The organism is Streptomyces candidus, assembly GCF_014207445.1.
GTDB lineage: Bacteria > Actinomycetota > Actinomycetes > Streptomycetales > Streptomycetaceae > Streptomyces > Streptomyces candidus.
On sequence record NZ_JACHEM010000008.1, the window covers coordinates 158,434 to 174,082 of the forward strand.

Genomic DNA, 15,649 nt, shown 5'->3' on the forward strand with positions numbered 1-15,649 from the left:
CAGGCTTGCGGGGCTGTTCACCACACCGTTGCTGTGCGGATCCGGCCGCGTCACCCGGTCCCAGAAGTGTGGCCGCCGTGAGAGTCATAGTGGTGGGAGCCGGCGTGGTGGGAACCATGCACGCCTGGCAGGCAGTGGAACGCGGCCACGAGGTCGTACAGATCGAGCGCGAGGACGAGGCGCGCGGGGCAAGCCTGCGCAACTTCGGTCAGATATGGGTCAGCGGGCGCGCGGGCGGCGACGAGCTCGACACCGCCCTGCGGGCCCGCGAACTGTGGGAGGGCATCGCGGGGCGCGTCCCGGCCCTGGGCTTCCGCGCCAACGGGTCGCTGACCCCGGTCCGCACCGCGCTGGAACTCGGCGTCGCCGAGGCCGCGTTGGCGCGCGACGACGCCGCCGCACGCGGGTACAAGCTGCTGACGGCGGACGAGGCGCGCGCCGTCAACCCGGCGCTGCGCGGCGGGTTCCTCGGCGCGCTGTGGTGCGAGCGGGACGCCGCCGTCGAGCCCAGGACCGCGCAACTCGCCCTCAAGAAAGCGCTGTTGTCGTCCGGGCGGTACACCTTCGTCGGCGGGCGCGAAGTCCGCGAGGTGATCGGCGAGGGAGCAGTCCGCGACGACCACGGCGTCGTGCACCGCGGGGACTTCGTGGTGCTGTGCACAGGGGCCTGGCTGGGCGGACTCGTACGGGAGCTGGCACCCCGGCTCCCCGTCCGGCGCGTCCGGTTGCAGATGATGCAGACCGCGCCCCTCGGGGAGACCCTGGCCACCTCGGTGGCCGACGCCGACAGCTTCCGCTACTACCCGGCCTACGCCGGCGAGGCCCTGGACGCACTCAACGCGGGACAGGACCAGACCCCCACCGCCGCCGCCCACAAGATGCAGCTCCTGATGGTGCAGCGGCACGACGGCGGCCTGACCATCGGCGACACCCACGAGTACGAGCACCCGTTCCGCTTCGACGTGGAGGAGGAACCGTACGAGCACGTGGCGGCCGTGGCGGAAAGCTTCTTGGGCCGTCCGCTGCCGAAGATCAGGCAGCGCTGGGCCGGGGTGTACGCCCAGTGCACCGACAAGAGCCGCGTGGTGCACCGCGAGCAGGTGCGCGGTGGCGTGTGGCTGGTGACCGGGCCCGGTGGGCGGGGCATGACCTGCTCGCCCGCCATAGCCGAGCAGACCGCGAACGAACTGGGCTGGTGAACGCCGACATGGGCGCCTACAACAGGACCTCAACCGACAACAGGATCGAACTCGTCGTTCTCGACATGGCGGGCACCACCGTCGCCGACGGCGGCCTCGTCGAGCAGGCCTTCGCCGCCGCGGCCGAGCGGCTGGGCGTACGGGCGGGGAGCGCGGACTACGAGGAGAAGCTGCGTTACGTCCGGGCCACCATGGGCGAATCGAAGATCTCCGTCTTCCGGCACCTCTTCGGCGAGGAGGGCCTCGCGCAGCGCGCCAACGCCGCCTTCGAGGAGTCGTACGGACAGCTCGTCCAGGCGGGTGCGATCGAGGAGGTGCCGGGGGCCCGCGAGACGATCGAGGAACTCGCCGCGCAGGAGCGCACGGTGGTGCTGACCACCGGCTTCGCCCGCATCACCCAGGACGCGATCCTCGCCGCGCTCGGGTGGCAGGGGCTCGCCGCCTCGACGCTGTGCCCCGCCGACGCGGGGGGCCGGGGGCGGCCGTACCCGGACATGGTGCTGACCGCGTTCCTGCGGACGGGCGCGGTGGCGGGAGTGCAGGACGTCGCGGTCGTCGGCGACACCTCGTACGACATGCTCAGCGGCGTACGGGCCGGCGCGGGCGTGGTGGCGGGGGTCAGGACCGGGGCGCACGGGCCGGACGCCCTGCTCGCGCACGGAGCCACCCACGTGCTGGAGTCCGTCGTCGGACTTCCCGCTCTGCTGGCGGAGTTGGGCCGATGAACAGCGGCATACGCTTCGACGCGGTGTCCGTGGCGTACGGCGGGAACGTCGTGCTCGACTCGCTGGACCTGACGGTGGAGCCCGGCGAGGTGATGGCGCTCCTCGGGCCCTCCGGGTCGGGCAAGACCACCGCACTGCGGGCGGTGGCGGGTTTCGTGCGGCCGGTCTCCGGGCGCGTGTTCCTCGGGGGCCGCGACGTGACCGAGCTGCCGCCCTACCGGCGGGGCATCGGGATGGTGGTGCAGCAGTACGCGCTGTTTCCGCATCTGAAGGTGGCCGAGAACGTCGCTTTCGGGCTGAAGGCGCAGAAGGCCGTGCCCAGGGCGGAGATCCCGGGGCGGGTCGCCGAAGCGCTCGACATGACCGGGATGGCGGCCTACGCGGGGCGCTATCCGCGGGAACTGTCCGGCGGACAGCAGCAACGGGTGGCCATCGCGCGGGCTTTGGCGATACGTCCGAGCGTTCTGCTGCTGGACGAGCCGTTGTCGGCACTGGACGCCCAGTTGCGGTCCGGAATGCTGGCCGAACTGGCTCGACTGCACCGGGAACTGCCGGACGTGTCCATGCTCTACGTCACGCACGACCAGGTGGAGGCGCTGACGCTGGCGGACCGGATCGCGGTCATGGACAAGGCGCGGCTGCAGGACTGCGGGACGCCGCAGGAACTCTACCGGCGGCCCCGGAACGAGTTCACGGCGTCCTTCGTCGGCAACGCGAACCTGCTCCCGGTGGAGGTCCGAACGGGCGGCGGCGTCCGCTTCGGCGAAGCCGTGCTGAAGGTCGACACCGGTGACGCGGCGGCCGGATCCGCGGCCACGCTGTGCGTACGGCCGCACCTGGTCGGGCTCGGCGAAGGCCCCAACGCGCTGCGCGGAACGATCCGGGAAGTGCAGTGGAGAGGCTCCACGCACCGCCTGTACGTGGAGGTGGACGGCCGCCCCGTCAAGGCGGACGTCCGCGAACTGCGGGAGACGCCGGTGCTCGGCGCCCCGGTCACGCTGCACTTCGCGTCCCAGGACGCGGTGCTGCTGGGCGCGGGGGTGGGCTCCGGTGGCTGAGACGGCGGCGGCGCAAGGCGCGACGCGAGGCACGGTGCCAAGGGAGGACGTGCCGTCGACGGGCGCGGACCCGAAAGCCGTGCCCACAGAGCTGGAAAGCGGGTCCGCGGGCACGGACCGGGCCACCAGTCAGGCCGGCACGGTCGCGGCCCCGGGGCGCGGGTTCTCCGGGCAGGGGCCGCGGCCCCGTGGGGTGCCCGCGTGGGTGTGGGCGCTGCCTCCGGTGGCGGTGCTCGCGCTGGTGTTCCTGTATCCGCTCGCCCTGGTCGTGCAGCAGTCGTTCACGACCGACAGCGGTGACGTCTCTCTCGCGCCGTACGGGGACGTCTTCGCCTCGGAGGCTTTCCGGTCGGCGCTGGGCACCACCGTGTGGCTGGCGCTGGGGGCGACCGCCGGGTGTCTGGTGCTGGGGTTCGCGCTGGCGCTGGTCATCGCGTTCGTGCCGTTTCCCGGGGGGAAGGCCGTCGCGAAGTTCATCGACGTGTTCCTGTCCTTCCCCTCGTTCCTCATCACACTCGCGCTGCTGTTCGTCTACGGGAGCGTGGGCATGGCGAACGGGATGTGGACGGGTGTCACGGGCGCCTCGGAGGGGCCGTTCGACTTCCTGACGACGCCGTGGGGCGTACTGCTCGCGGAGATCACGTACTTCACGCCGTTCGTGATGCGGCCGCTGCTCGCCGCGTTCTCGCAGATCGACACCTCCCAGCTGGAGGTGGCCTCCTCGCTGGGGGCGCGGACCGGGCGGATCGTGCGCCAGGTGATCCTCCCGGAGGCGCTGCCCGCGCTGGCCGCCGGCGGATCGCTCGTGCTCGTCCTGTGCCTGAACGAGTTCGGGATCGTGCTGTTCACCGGGGCCAAGGGTGTGACGACGCTGCCGATGCTCGTCTACAGCAAGGCGATCCTGGAGTCGGACTATCCGGCGGCCTGTGTGGTGGCCGTCGTCAACGTCGCGATCTCGGTCGGGCTCTACGGGATCTACCGGGTGGTGAGCCGTCGTGCTGGTGCATAGCCGGGCAGGCAGGTGGGCGACCTGGGCGGGGTTCCTTCTGCTCTTCGTGCCGCTGTTCGCCGTTCCGCTGCTGGTGATCGTGGCCGCCTCGTTCTCGACGAACTGGTCCGGGGTGTTCCCGTCCGGGCCGACCGTCGCCAACTACGGGGCGGCGGTGCGCGGCGAGTCGCTCCAGGCGCTCACCACCAGCCTCGTCACCGCCGTCGCGGCCAGTGTCTTCGCGCTCCTCTTCGGGAGCTGGGCCGCGCTCGCCGCCGCCGCGCTGAGGAAGCGCGGCAAGCGGGCACTGGACGCGCTGTTCATGTTGCCGGTGGCCGTGCCGTCGGTGGTGGTGGGCCTGGCGGTGCTCGTCGCGTTCAGCCGGCCGCCGTTCCTCCTCAACGGAACGCCGTGGATCGTCGTGCTCGCGCACACCGTCCTCGTCACGGCCTTCGCCCACCAGTCCGTGTCGGCCGCGATCGTACGTCTGGACCCGGTGTACGAGCAGGCCGCGGCCTCGCTCGGCGCGCGGCCCGCGTACGTCCTGTGGCGGGTCAGGCTGCCTCTGCTGCTGCCGTCCCTGAACGCGGCCGCCGGGCTCTGCTTCGCCCTGTCCATGGGCGAGTTGAGCGCCACGATGATGCTCTACCCGCCGGACTGGATGCCGCTTCCGGTGCAGATCTTCACCGCCACCGACCGGGGATCCCTCTTCACCGGGTCCGCCGTCGCGGTCGTCCTCATGGGCACGACCCTGCTCGTCCTGCTCGCGGTCTCCCGCCTGCGCACCAGAGCGTCCTTCCGCTGAACGTCCTTCCACAGATGGGGATACGAAACGTCATGCAGCGCACCCTCAAGCCGATCGCCGCCGCCACCGGCTGCCTCGCCCTCACCGTCTCCCTCACCGCCTGCGGTTCCTCGGCCGCCTCCTCCGACGAGAAGATCGTCACCGTCTACAGCGCCGACGGCCTCAAGGGGGAGAAGGGAGACGGCTGGTACGACAAGGTCTTCAAGGACTTCGAGGCGAAGACCGGCATCGAGGTCAAGTACGTGGAGGGCGGTTCCGGGGAGATGGTGCAGCGCGCCGTCCGCGAGAAGTCCCACACGCAGGCCGACGTCCTCGTCACGCTGCCGCCGTTCATCCAGCAGGCCGACTCCAAGGGCCTGCTCCAGAAGTACGCGCCCAAGGGCTCCGACAAGGTCCGGGGCGGCGACAAGTCCGCCGACGGCACGTGGACGCCGGTCGTCAACAACTACTTCGGCTTCATCAAGAACAAGAAGGAGCTGTCCGGGGACGCTCCCCGGACGTGGGAGGAACTGCTGGACGACACGTACAAGGGAAAGGTGCAGTACTCCACCCCGGGCGTCGCCGGTGACGGCACCGCCGTCGTCATCAAGGCGATGCACGACTTCGGCGGGAAGGAAGCGGCGATGGCGTACCTGAAGAAGCTCCAGGTCAACAACGTCGGGCCGTCCTCCTCTACCTCCAAGCTCGCGCCGAAGGTCGACAAGGGCGAGATCCTCGTCGCCAACGGCGACGTGCAGATGAACTTCGCCCAGTCCAAGTCCGCCCCGAACCTCGCCATCTGGTTCCCCGCGAAGGCCGGCGGCCGGCCCACCACCTTCGCCCTCCCGTACGCCGCCGGGCTCGTCAGCAAGGCCCCGCACGCCGAGAACGGCAAGAAGCTCCTCGACTTCATGCTGGCCGAGGAAGCACAGCGGGAGGTCAGTTCGGTGGGCGGCGGCTTCCCCGCCCGCACCGACGTCGAGGCGACCGACGCGAACGCGCGCGCGCTCACGAAGCTGATGAGCGGCGTCGAGGTCTTCGAGCCGGACTGGGCCGACATCGGCAAGAACCTCAAGGAGTACGTCGACGCCTGGAAGACCGCCACCGGCAGCTGACCAGCGCCCCGGGGCGCGGTGCGGGCGGGCCCTGCTGCTTTCGCCCCACCGGTCACCGCACCCGGTGCCGGAGGCGCGACGCCGTCGTCCGCACCGCCGGAGACTAGGCTGGGGGCGCGCACAAGGTCGTGCGCGCCCCTTTGGCTGCATGTGTACGTACGGCGGGAGTCCCACCAGATGGCAGAGCGCAAGCCGATCGAATCCTGGCTCACCGACATGGACGGAGTCCTCATCCACGAGGGCGTTCCGATCCCCGGCGCCGACGCCTTCATCAGGAAGCTCCGCGACACGGAGAAGCCCTTCCTGGTGCTGACCAACAACTCCATCTACACCGCCCGCGACCTGCACGCACGCCTGCGCAGGATGGGCCTGGACGTGCCGGTCGAGAACATCTGGACCTCGGCCCTCGCCACCGCCCGCTTCCTCGACGACCAGCGCCCCGGCGGCACCGCGTACGTCATCGGAGAGGCCGGGCTCACCACCGCCCTGCACGACATCGGGTACGTCCTCACCGACCACGAGCCCGACTACGTGGTCCTCGGCGAGACCCGCACGTACAGCTTCGAGTCCCTCACCAAGGCGATCCGTCTGATCAACGGCGGCGCCCGCTTCATCTGCACCAACCCCGACGAGACCGGCCCCTCCGCCGAGGGCCCGCTGCCCGCGACCGGCGCGGTCGCCGCGCTGATCACCAAGGCGACCGGCAAGGACCCGTACTTCGCGGGCAAGCCCAACCCGCTGATGATGCGCACCGGCCTCAACGCCATCGGCGCGCACTCCGAGTCCAGCGCCATGATCGGCGACCGGATGGACACCGACGTGCTGGCCGGCCTGGAGGCGGGCATGGAGACGTTCCTCGTGCTCACCGGGCTCACCGGCAAGGACGACATCGACCGGTACCCGTTCCGGCCCTCGTCGGTCGTCGACTCCATCGCGGACCTCGTGGACCGCATCTGAGCCGTCCGCAACATCGCCGCGGGGGCCCGTACGGCGCAGTGCCGGGCCCCTGCGGATGCGAAAACGCCCGCGCAGGTGAATCTTCGAAGTACCAGGAGGTTCACAATGCGCTCAGCACAGCTCACTCTGTGTGCGGGAGTGGTGCTCGCGGCGGTAATCGTCCCCGCGCCCACCGCCCTCGCCCTCGCCCCGGCCGCACTCGCGCCGGGTGCCGTGAGGGACAACGAAGAGTCCCACGGCAGCGTCACCGTCACCCCGTCCACCATCGCGGCCGGCGGGGAGGTGGACCTGCGGATCGGCATCTGCGGCGGCAAGAAGGCCATCGGCCACTCGGAGGCGTTCTCCTCACCGGCTCACTTCCACCCGGCCGCCGACGGCGTCATGTTCGCCGAGGCCCGCATCCGCTCCGACGCCGAGGGCCGCGACTACGGCATCCACGTCAAGTGCGAGGACGGCTCCGGCAGCGCCGACGGCAACGTCACCGTCGTCCACCACCGGGTCGAGCCCACCGCCCCCGTCCGCGCGGGCGGCGGCGGCACCGCGGCGCTGGCCGCGGACACCGAGGGCCCCGGCACCCCGTACACCCTCATCGGGCTGGGCCTCGCGGGCGTCGCGGCGGTCGCCATCGCCGGACGGTCCGTGCGCAAACGCCGGGGCACCACGCACTGACACCGCCACACGACCGAGGGACCAACGGCAGGAGGAGCGGGGATGAGCGCCGACCACGCGTCCGGCAGGGGCCGGATGCTCACCGGCATCGCCTGGGCGGTGCTGCTCCTCGGACTGTGGCTGTGGGGCCGCGAGATAACCGACGGGCCGGGCGGCAGCGCCGCACCGACCACCGGGGACGTGGCCGCGGTGGGACGCCCGCTTCTGCAGGTCGAACTGCCCGACGCGCACGACCCGGTCGCGGGCGCCAGGCCCCGACGGGTCGAAGTGCCCTCGCTCGGCGTCGCGGCGCCCGTCAGCCCGCGCGGCCTCGACAGCTTCGGCGCCGTCGACCCGCCGCCCTACGAACAGCCGAGGACCGTCGGCTGGTACCGCGACGGGGCCCGCCCCGGAGCGAGCGGCGTCGCCCTGCTCGTCGGGCACGTCGACACCCGCAGCAAACCGGCGGTCTTCTACGGACTGAGTTCCGCCCGGCCCGGCGAGCAGATCAGGATCACCGGGGCGGACGGCTCGGTCACCGAGTTCACCATCGACGACGTACAGGTCTTCAGCCGCGACAAGTTCGACGCGAAGAAGGTGTACGGCCCGCGCGTGGCAGGCCGCGCCGAACTGCGACTGATCACCTGCGGCGGCACGTACGACCACGAAGCCCGCGCCTACACGGCCAACGTGGTCGTCTCCGCCTACCTGACGGGCGCCACGGGAAGCCCGCCGACCGCCAGGTCCTGAGCCCCGGCCGGGCCGCGCGCGGCCCGCAGCCCGAGCCCGCCGAAGACCGCCGCGAAGACCACCCACCACAGCAGGTGCGAGCCCAGCGACACCACCCTGAAGTCCCACAGCAGGGTCGCCGGCACGGGGACCTCGTCCGGGTTGCCCGGCAGCAGGAACAGCACCGCGAGCGTCGCCGCCCCGGTCAGGAACACCGCGCCGTGCCGCACCGGGTCCGGCCGCCCGGCCAGCCGTACGTACACCTGCCACGCCAGGACCATGCCCAGGACGCCGATGACCACGGCGGCCAGCCACAGCGACTGGCGGTTCGCGACGGTCGCCGAGTCGCCGACACCGGGCGGGGCCGCCGGATACCGCAGCGCGGGCAGCAGCGAGACGGCGACGAACGCCGCCGCACAGAACGCCAGCGCACGCGGCCAGGCCCGCACGAGGTAGCCGGTGCGCCGGTGGACCAGGGCGTACGCCACCGCGAACAGCACGCCGAGCGCGAGACCGGCGACCACCGCGGTGACGACGAGCCCGAAGTGCTGGGCGGAACGGGAGAACAGTTCCTCGTGGTGGGCCGCGGCGCCCGCCGCGGCCTGGTGCGCGTTCTCCTCGGCCGCCGAGCGCGCCTCTTCGAGGACGATCGCCCGGTCCATCAGGGGTTCGGCGAGGAGCAGGGAGAACAGGCCGGTGGCGAGACCGGCCGCCCCGCCCGCCGTGACGGCGCGGCCGAGCAGGGGCAGGGGAGAGGTCGCATCGCTCATGGTGGCGACGGCCCCGATCAGTGGCACGGGGCACCGAAGAGGTGCCGGCCGTCGTGCGAGAACTCGTGCAGGTAGTCGCCGGTCGCGGCGACGATCTGGCCGTTGTCCATGAACACGGCGTACAGCGCGATGAGGGCGACGATCGCAGCGGCGGCCAGGATCAGCACGTCACGGCCGTGGTTCGTCGCGGCGGCGGACGGCGACGCCGTCGTGTGCCGGTCGGCATGGGAAGACATGTCGGTGAGCCTCCTTCTGGGGTTTCCACGCCCCGTCGAAGAGGAGGACGACGGTCAGTTCCTGACTTCCGCACCGCAAACGGTGTGGTCACAGTGGCGGGACCGTCCCGGAATCGCACCGGAGTTCCTGTTCACCGTCGCCTCGAAGTGTGCAGTTGTCCCCGGGAGAGTCCCAGCTTGATCACACACTGTCAATGGGCCCCCGTGCGGCGGACGCGCGGGAAGAGGGGCGCCCGGGGGAACCTGGCCCGGCCGGCTGCTCGCTCCCCCCGGAGCGGCCGACCGGGCTGGTCCTCGACCGCACGCGCTCGGACTGCGGGAGAAGCCCGGCGTCTGTGCGGGAGGCTCTGGAAAATCAACTCGGCACGCGAACCGGGGGCTGGGGCCGCAAGAACACTGTAGAGGGGTCAAGCCCCGTTCTCCAGAGGGCATTTGACGGAAAGTCACAGCAAAGTCGCTACGCGTTTCCGTTGCGTGCCCGCGGGCCTTCCCGCGGACCTCCCCGCGGGCCGGAGCGACCTCGCCGCAAGGTCTCCCGTCACGGCCGCTTCCGCCGCAAAGGTCCGCGACGGGTGCCGGGGGCGTGCCAAAGGCCCCGTGACAGTGACCAGCACAGCCCCCCTCCCGGCCTCCCGTCGGCGAATGACCAGGTTGTACGCGGTGCAACGGCCTCGCGACGAGTGCGGCGTGCCTACGGGGGCCGGGGTTCCGTGTGTCAGGATGGATTCGACCGGTTGTGTCCGGGCAGGGGCGGCTGGGGGGCTGCCTCGAATTTCTCATCTCATTCGGGACGGCCACGACGGCTGGTCTTCGGCAAGGCGCCCAAGGGGGAGTCGATGTACGGCAGTGACAGGGGACGTGTGCGTGCGGTGGGAGCGGTCGCGGTGGGGGCCGCGCTGCTGCTGTCGGGCTGCTCGTCGGACGGCGGCGGGGACGGTTCCGGCGGAGGCACGGGAGGCAACCCGCCGATCTCCCAGCTGCCCAAGGACAACGACCCGTACTGGGTCAACCCGCAGGCCAAGGCGGCCAAGGCGCTCGAAGGGGCGGACGGCGCGCAGCAGGAGCTGATCAAGAAGATCGCCCAGCAGCCGGCCGGTGAGTGGATCGTCCCGGAGAACGCCAAGGAGCAGGCCCAGGGCTTCACCGAGGCCGCCGCCAAGGCCGACCGCGAGGCGCTGCTGGTGGTCTACAACATCCCGCACCGCGACTGCGGCCAGTTCTCCTCCGGCGGCGCCGCCGACGGCAACGCCTACCGCGCCTTCATCCAGCAGGTCGCCGAGGGCATCGGCGACCGCCCGGCCACGGTGATCCTGGAACCGGACGCGGTGCTGCACCTGGTCGACAAGTGCACGCCCGACAAGTTCCACGAGGAGCGCTACGACCTCCTCAAGGGCGCCATCAAGACGCTGAAGCAGCAGCCGGCGACCAAGGTCTACCTGGACGCGGGCAACGCGGGCTGGGGCAGGACGGACGAGATCTTCGAGCCCCTGAAGCGGTCGGGAGTCGACCAGGCGGACGGCTTCTCGGTGAACGTCTCCAACTTCTACTCCACCGAGGACAGCAAGAAGTACGGCAAGGAGCTTTCCGCGAAGGTCGGCAACAAGCCCTTCGTGATCGACACCAGTCGCAACGGCAACGGCCCCTGGAAGGAAGGCCCGGCCGACATGCGCTGGTGCAATCCGCCCGGCCGCGCCCTCGGTGAGCCGCCCACCACCAAGACCGGCGACCCGCAGGTGCACGCCCTGCTGTGGGTCAAGCGCCCCGGTGAGTCCGACGGCGACTGCAACAAGGGCCAGCCCAAGGCCGGGGAGTGGTTCGCGGAGTACGCGCTGGAGCTGGCGAAGAACGCGCAGTAGGCCCGGCACGAGTCACGGCATGAGAAATGAGTAAGGGGCGCCCTCCAGGAGGGCGCCCCTTACTCATGCTGTACGCGGGACCCTTACGGGACCTCGACCCAGACCGCCTCGGAAGGCGTCCCCTGATCGTCCGTCACAAAGAGCATGTAGTAACCGGAGGGAACCAGCGCCTGGTTCTCCGGGACGGTGACCGTGATGCCGTCGGCCGTCTTCTTCAGGTCCAGCGCGATGCTGCGCTGGTCCATGTCCGTCATGTGCGTCACCGCGCTGGGCCGCATCAGCCGCGCCGTCGTGATCGACGAGGCCTGCTGCGACTTGAACGTGCCCGAGGTGCCCCGGGCGATCTTCTTCGGCCCGTCGACGAGCTTGGGCCGCGAGTCGCGGTAGAGGTAGGGCGGGGTGTAGATCTCGATGCGCTGCTCGAAGACGCCCGGCCGGGTGTTGGCCTTGTCCGCGTACAGCGAGTCGGAACCGGCGCTCAGCACCCGCCCGTCCGGCAGCAGCACCGTGCCCGAGTGGTAGTTGCGCCCCACGTTCGGGTCGGCGAGCCGCTTGAAGGTGTTCGTCTTCGGGTCGTACTTGCGCGCCTCCAGGATGTTGGAGTCGCTGCGGCCCCGGTAGTCCTCGGAACCGCCGCTGACCAGGACGGAGTCGTCCGGCAGCAGCGAGGCGCTCGGGTAGCGGGTGCCCTTGTCGAGCGAGGGACCGTCCTTGAAGACCGGGTTGGGGAGCTTGGCGTCGACGAGGCGGGTCTTCTCCGTCGACTTCTCCGACTCGCCGACCCCACCGCCGCCGATGACCAGGAACTTCTGCTCCTGGGCGGGCGGCAGCATGACCGTCGCCGAGGTCTCCAGCTGGTCCGGGTCGCTCATCCCGGGGATCTTCTTGAAGCTGTTGTCCTTCAGGTCCCAGATGCCGGGATCGCGGCCGACGTCGGCCGGTCCGTAACCGGCGTTGGAGCCGGAGTAGAAGAGCTTGCCGCTGTTCAGCGTGAACAGCGACGGGTACGTCGGCAGCCGCCGCTCGAAGCCCGTGTACTTCCAGGTCTTCTTCTTCGGGTCGTAGATCTCGTCCTTGCCCGGGACGATCTGGCCGATGTCGTCGAGACCGGACGTCGCCAGGACCTTGCCGTCCTTGAGGGTGGTCAGCGACGGGTACCAGCGGGCCTCGTTCATCGGGTCGACGGTGATGTACTTCTCCGCGACCGGGTCGAACTCGTACGCCTCCCGGATGCCCTGGAAGTCCTTCTTGTCCAGGGCGAGCTTCTCCGCGACGCCGTACGTGTTGCGGGCGTCGGCGCCGGTCAGCGCGGGGATGGCGTAGTTGTCCTGGGCGCCCGACTCGTACTGTTTGCCGGACTCCTTGGCCTCGACGTAGATGCGGCCGAGGCCGGCCTCGGTGCGCAGGAACTGACCCTTGTTGGGTCCGGTCTTCGCGAAGACCTTCTTGGCCTTCTCCACCAGGACCGGGTCCTTGGAGACGTACGTCTTGCCGTTCTTCTTGCCCTTGAAGACCGTGCCCGCGGGCAGGGTTATCGGCTTGTCCGGGTTCTCGTTGTGCACCACCATCAGGCCGCCGGCCTTGGTGACGTCACCCTCCAGCTTCTCGTACCGCTTGGTGCCGCCCGCGACCAGCAGCTTGCCGTCGGCCAGCTGTGTGTGACCCGAGCAGAACATGTCCTTCGGCGTCGGGATCAGCTTGTAGTCGTTGGTCTTCGGGTCCCAGAGGATCGACTCGAACTTGCCCGCGTCGAAGTTCTTCTGGTTGTTGCCGGAGCCCGCGATCATCAGGACCTTGCCGGTGTGCAGCAGGGCCTGGTGAATCGTGTTGATCTTGTACTGGGAGGGGACGTTCAGGAAGTCCCAGTGGCCGTTCTCTGCCTTGTACTCGGGCCGGTTGATCTTGTACTCGTGGTACTGCTCCGTACCGAAGCGGTACAGCCAAGGCCCGTTGAACGCCGCCAGAGCAACCACCACCGCGCCCGTGATCGACAGTCGTCGGGCCCGGCGGCTCAGACGGAAACTCATTTCTTACGTCCCCCAAGGGATGAAATCTGCATGGTCTGGTCGGCCGGGGCCCAGCTCGGCCTCGCCTGCGGGGCGTGGTCCCCGGCGTACTGCCCGGGGTGGCCGGCCTGCTCGTCGTACTCCGGGCCGCCGCCCGCGGAGCCTGGTCCCTGCTGCGGGGCCGGCTTGCCGTTCTTCTTCTCGTTGCGCATGCCCAGGCGCCAGGCGATGATCGGCGCCGCCGTGATCAGCAGTGCGAGCGTCGCCCAGACGACCATCGCGGGGTGCGAGTGCCCGAGGAAGAACGAAACCGTGATGGAACCGCCGAAGACCACGATGAAGAACAGGTGGATCCGGAAGGTCCCGAAGAGCGTGTCCGGGCTGGACGAGTCGCCCTTCGGCGTCACGACGAAGCTGGACTTGCGGCGCAGTACGGCGTCCATCAGCGAGCGCGCGTAGATCGGCGCGGACAGTGCGGACATGGCCATGCCGGCCAGACCGCCGGAGCCCTCGGGCTCGTGCGGGGAGACGTTGTGGCGGCGGTTCCAGATGTAGAGGCCGATCTGGAGCGCGGAGGCGTTGCCGTACAGCATCATCCAGATGACCGGGTCGATCTGGACACCCGAGGCGCCCATGCCCAGGAACAGCGCGCAGGAGAGCGCGGCCAGGATCCAGTTCATGGCGGACATCGGGTAGAAGATGATCATCATCGTGTAGTTGAAGAGCTTGCCGGGGGGCAGCGTGCCCCAGCCCTTCCAGTACTGCTTGAGGATCGTCTCGTAGGTGCCGCGCGACCAGCGGAGCTGCTGGGTGAAGAAGTCGGTCCAGGCGGTGGGGCCCTCGCCGACGGCCAGCACGTCCGGTGTGTAGACCGAACGCCACTTCTTGCCCGTCGCCGGGTTCTTGGCGCGGTGGATCTCGAAGCCCGTCGCCATGTCCTCGGTGATCGAGTCGTACAGACCGCCGATCTGCTTCAGGGTGCGGATGCGGACCGCGTTGGAGGTGCCGACGAACATCGGGGCGCCGTAGCGGTTGCCCGCGCGCTGGATCAGGGCGTGGAAGAGGAACTGCTGCGACTCGGCGGCCTTCGTGACGAAGGTGTCGTAGTTGCCGTAGACCTGGGGGCCGATGACGAAGCCGACGTCCGGGTCGCGGAAGTAGCCGAGCATGCGCTCCAGGTAGTTCGGGAGCGGAATGTGGTCGGTGTCGACCGAGGCGAAGTAGTCGTAGTCGTCGCCGTGCGCGTCCAGCCACGCGTTGTAGTTGCCGTGCTTGGTCTTCGCGCGGTGCGGGCCCTTGGCCTGGTTCCACTTCGCGATGCCCTTGCGGGAGAAGTGGTGCACGCCCAGGCGCTCGCAGACCGCCTTCACGGCCGGGTCGTCGCCCTCGTCGAGCAGCCAGATGTGCAGCAGGCCCCGGTGGCGGATCCTGACCGCCGCCTCCAGGGTCTTGGTGACCATCTCCAGCGGCTCCTTGCCGGGCACGAAGGAGGTCATGAAGGCGACCCTGGTGCCGGTCTCGGGCACCACCGGGATCGGGTCACGGGCGACCAGGGTGGCGTGCGCGTTGGAGAGCACGTTCATGGTGCGGAACAGCTCGATCAGACCGATGGAGACGAGCATCACGACGTCGAGCGCGCGCAGGAGGTCGTCCTGCAGGTTCGGGTCGCGGTCGGTCCAGTGGGCCGGCTGCATGAGCCAGATGAACAGCGCCAGCGAGAGCACCGGGGCCGCGCCGAGCAGCAGGGCCGCCCGGATGCGGTGCGGTTCCTGGGAGATCAGCGACCGGTACTGGACCTTGTAGGGCTTCGCGGGGTCCGGCTGGGTCAGCGGGCCGGCCAGCCGGCTGTAGTGCTCGTAGTCGTACCTCGGCAGCGCCTTCTGCTTTCGGCGGCCCGGGCCCTCCGATGCCATCTGCGGGGGGACCCGCAGCTGCGTCGTCTGGGTGGGGTCGTGGGTTGGGTCGTGGTACTGCCCGGCGCCGCTCGGCGTCGACGTCATGAGTCATCCCCCCGCACGCAAAGCTGGCTGCGTGAGTTCGTAGGTCTAATCGCTCGCTGGCGGTCCCCCTCGACCGTCTCGAACGCAACTTTGATCGGGCCGCCATCAGCACAGACACAGGACGACAACCTTCCGGTTGCATGATGCCCGTCCCGACATCCGTGCGTGAAAGGGGCCCCCACCCGCATGGGGTGCGGTGCGCACCCTGTCGGCCCGGCCGTCTCCCCGTCGGCTTTCCGAGCCGCAACTCTTCGAACCGCCCGCCCCATTGGAGCCTCTGGCTCCAGGATAGGTTCCCCGACTCGCCATATGATCGCAAGGGTCGACGATCGCAGGCTGCCGGGTGTCCCGGGCGGTTCCGGGGAGGGCCCGGACCCGTGGGACGACCTGGGAACGACCGAGACCCTCCCACCGGTGGTGGAAGGGTCTCGGTTGCGCGTGCGCCGCCAGGGACTCGAACCCCGGACCCGCTGATTAAGAGTCAGCTGCTCTAACCAACTGAGCTAGCGGCGCCTGCTGACTCGGAGAACTCTACCGGATGTCCCGGAGTGGTTTGAACCAGCGGTCGCCCGGCATGA

14 protein-coding genes, 1 tRNA gene and 1 riboswitch are annotated in these 15,649 nt (G+C 70.0%); of the genes, 10 read left to right on the top strand and 5 right to left on the bottom strand.

Going from position 1 to position 15,649, the window contains the following annotated elements:
• Positions 1-77 precede the first annotated feature (77 nt).
• From HNQ79_RS16945 to HNQ79_RS16985, 9 genes are all read left to right on the top strand, one after another.
• Complete coding sequence (locus HNQ79_RS16945; RefSeq protein WP_185031855.1) at positions 78-1,199, top strand: TIGR03364 family FAD-dependent oxidoreductase; 1,122 nt, start codon at positions 78-80, stop codon at positions 1,197-1,199.
• 8 nt (positions 1,200-1,207) lie between these two features.
• A complete protein-coding gene (locus tag HNQ79_RS16950) occupies positions 1,208-1,924 on the top strand; it encodes an HAD family hydrolase (RefSeq protein WP_185032143.1) in 717 nt (238 codons plus the stop codon).
• Positions 1,921-2,982: an ABC transporter ATP-binding protein gene (locus HNQ79_RS16955; RefSeq protein WP_185031856.1), complete on the top strand. Its 1,062-nt coding sequence runs from the start codon at positions 1,921-1,923 to the stop codon at positions 2,980-2,982. The genes HNQ79_RS16950 and HNQ79_RS16955 overlap by 4 nt, the downstream gene beginning before the upstream one ends.
• A 193-nt stretch (positions 2,983-3,175) precedes the next feature.
• A complete protein-coding gene (locus HNQ79_RS16960) occupies positions 3,176-3,991 on the top strand; it encodes a 2-aminoethylphosphonate ABC transporter permease subunit (RefSeq protein ID WP_229923171.1) in 816 nt (271 codons plus the stop codon).
• Entirely contained in the window at positions 3,978-4,775 is a 798-nt protein-coding gene (locus HNQ79_RS16965) for an ABC transporter permease (protein ID WP_185031857.1), read from the top strand. The genes HNQ79_RS16960 and HNQ79_RS16965 overlap by 14 nt, the downstream gene beginning before the upstream one ends.
• Positions 4,776-4,807: 32 nt before the next feature.
• Positions 4,808-5,869: a 2-aminoethylphosphonate ABC transporter substrate-binding protein gene (locus HNQ79_RS16970; protein ID WP_185031858.1), complete on the top strand. Its 1,062-nt coding sequence runs from the start codon at positions 4,808-4,810 to the stop codon at positions 5,867-5,869.
• A 177-nt stretch (positions 5,870-6,046) separates the two neighbouring features.
• The gene (locus HNQ79_RS16975) at positions 6,047-6,826 is read left to right on the top strand and encodes an HAD-IIA family hydrolase (protein WP_185031859.1); all 780 of its coding nucleotides are present in this window, start codon (positions 6,047-6,049) and stop codon (positions 6,824-6,826) included.
• A gap of 105 nt (positions 6,827-6,931) precedes the next feature.
• Positions 6,932-7,495: a hypothetical protein gene (locus HNQ79_RS16980; protein WP_185031861.1), complete on the top strand. Its 564-nt coding sequence runs from the start codon at positions 6,932-6,934 to the stop codon at positions 7,493-7,495.
• A gap of 42 nt (positions 7,496-7,537) precedes the next feature.
• Positions 7,538-8,224 carry a class F sortase gene (locus tag HNQ79_RS16985; RefSeq protein WP_185031863.1) on the top strand — a complete coding sequence of 229 codons (687 nt, stop codon included), beginning with the start codon at positions 7,538-7,540 and terminating at the stop codon, positions 8,222-8,224.
• On the opposite strand, the gene HNQ79_RS16990 is transcribed toward HNQ79_RS16985, so the two are convergent.
• A complete protein-coding gene (locus HNQ79_RS16990; RefSeq protein WP_185031865.1) occupies positions 8,179-8,973 on the bottom strand; it encodes a CbtA family protein in 795 nt (264 codons plus the stop codon). The two genes, HNQ79_RS16985 and HNQ79_RS16990, sit on opposite strands and share 46 nt — an antisense overlap.
• 17 nt (positions 8,974-8,990) lie before the next feature.
• Positions 8,991-9,209: a CbtB domain-containing protein gene (locus HNQ79_RS16995; protein WP_185031867.1), complete on the bottom strand. Its 219-nt coding sequence runs from the start codon at positions 9,207-9,209 to the stop codon at positions 8,991-8,993.
• Positions 9,210-9,244: 35 nt separating this feature from the next.
• Positions 9,245-9,363: riboswitch (cobalamin riboswitch) on the bottom strand.
• A gap of 682 nt (positions 9,364-10,045) precedes the next feature.
• Between HNQ79_RS16995 and HNQ79_RS17000 the strand changes: the two genes are divergently transcribed.
• Positions 10,046-11,065, top strand: a complete 1,020-nt coding sequence (locus HNQ79_RS17000) for a glycoside hydrolase family 6 protein (protein ID WP_185031869.1) — start codon at positions 10,046-10,048, stop codon at positions 11,063-11,065.
• 83 nt (positions 11,066-11,148) lie between these two features.
• Here HNQ79_RS17000 and glxA read toward each other — a convergent pair whose 3' ends face one another.
• From glxA to HNQ79_RS17015, 3 genes are all read right to left on the bottom strand, one after another.
• On the bottom strand, positions 11,149-13,092 hold the full coding sequence (gene glxA / locus HNQ79_RS17005; RefSeq protein WP_185031871.1) for a radical copper oxidase GlxA: 1,944 nt from the start codon (positions 13,090-13,092) through the stop codon (positions 11,149-11,151).
• On the bottom strand, positions 13,089-15,071 hold the full coding sequence (locus tag HNQ79_RS17010) for a glycosyltransferase family 2 protein (protein WP_185031873.1): 1,983 nt from the start codon (positions 15,069-15,071) through the stop codon (positions 13,089-13,091). The genes glxA and HNQ79_RS17010 overlap by 4 nt, the downstream gene beginning before the upstream one ends.
• Positions 15,072-15,510: 439 nt before the next feature.
• Positions 15,511-15,584 (bottom strand) — tRNA-Lys (locus tag HNQ79_RS17015).
• Between the last annotated feature and the right edge of the window lie 65 nt (positions 15,585-15,649).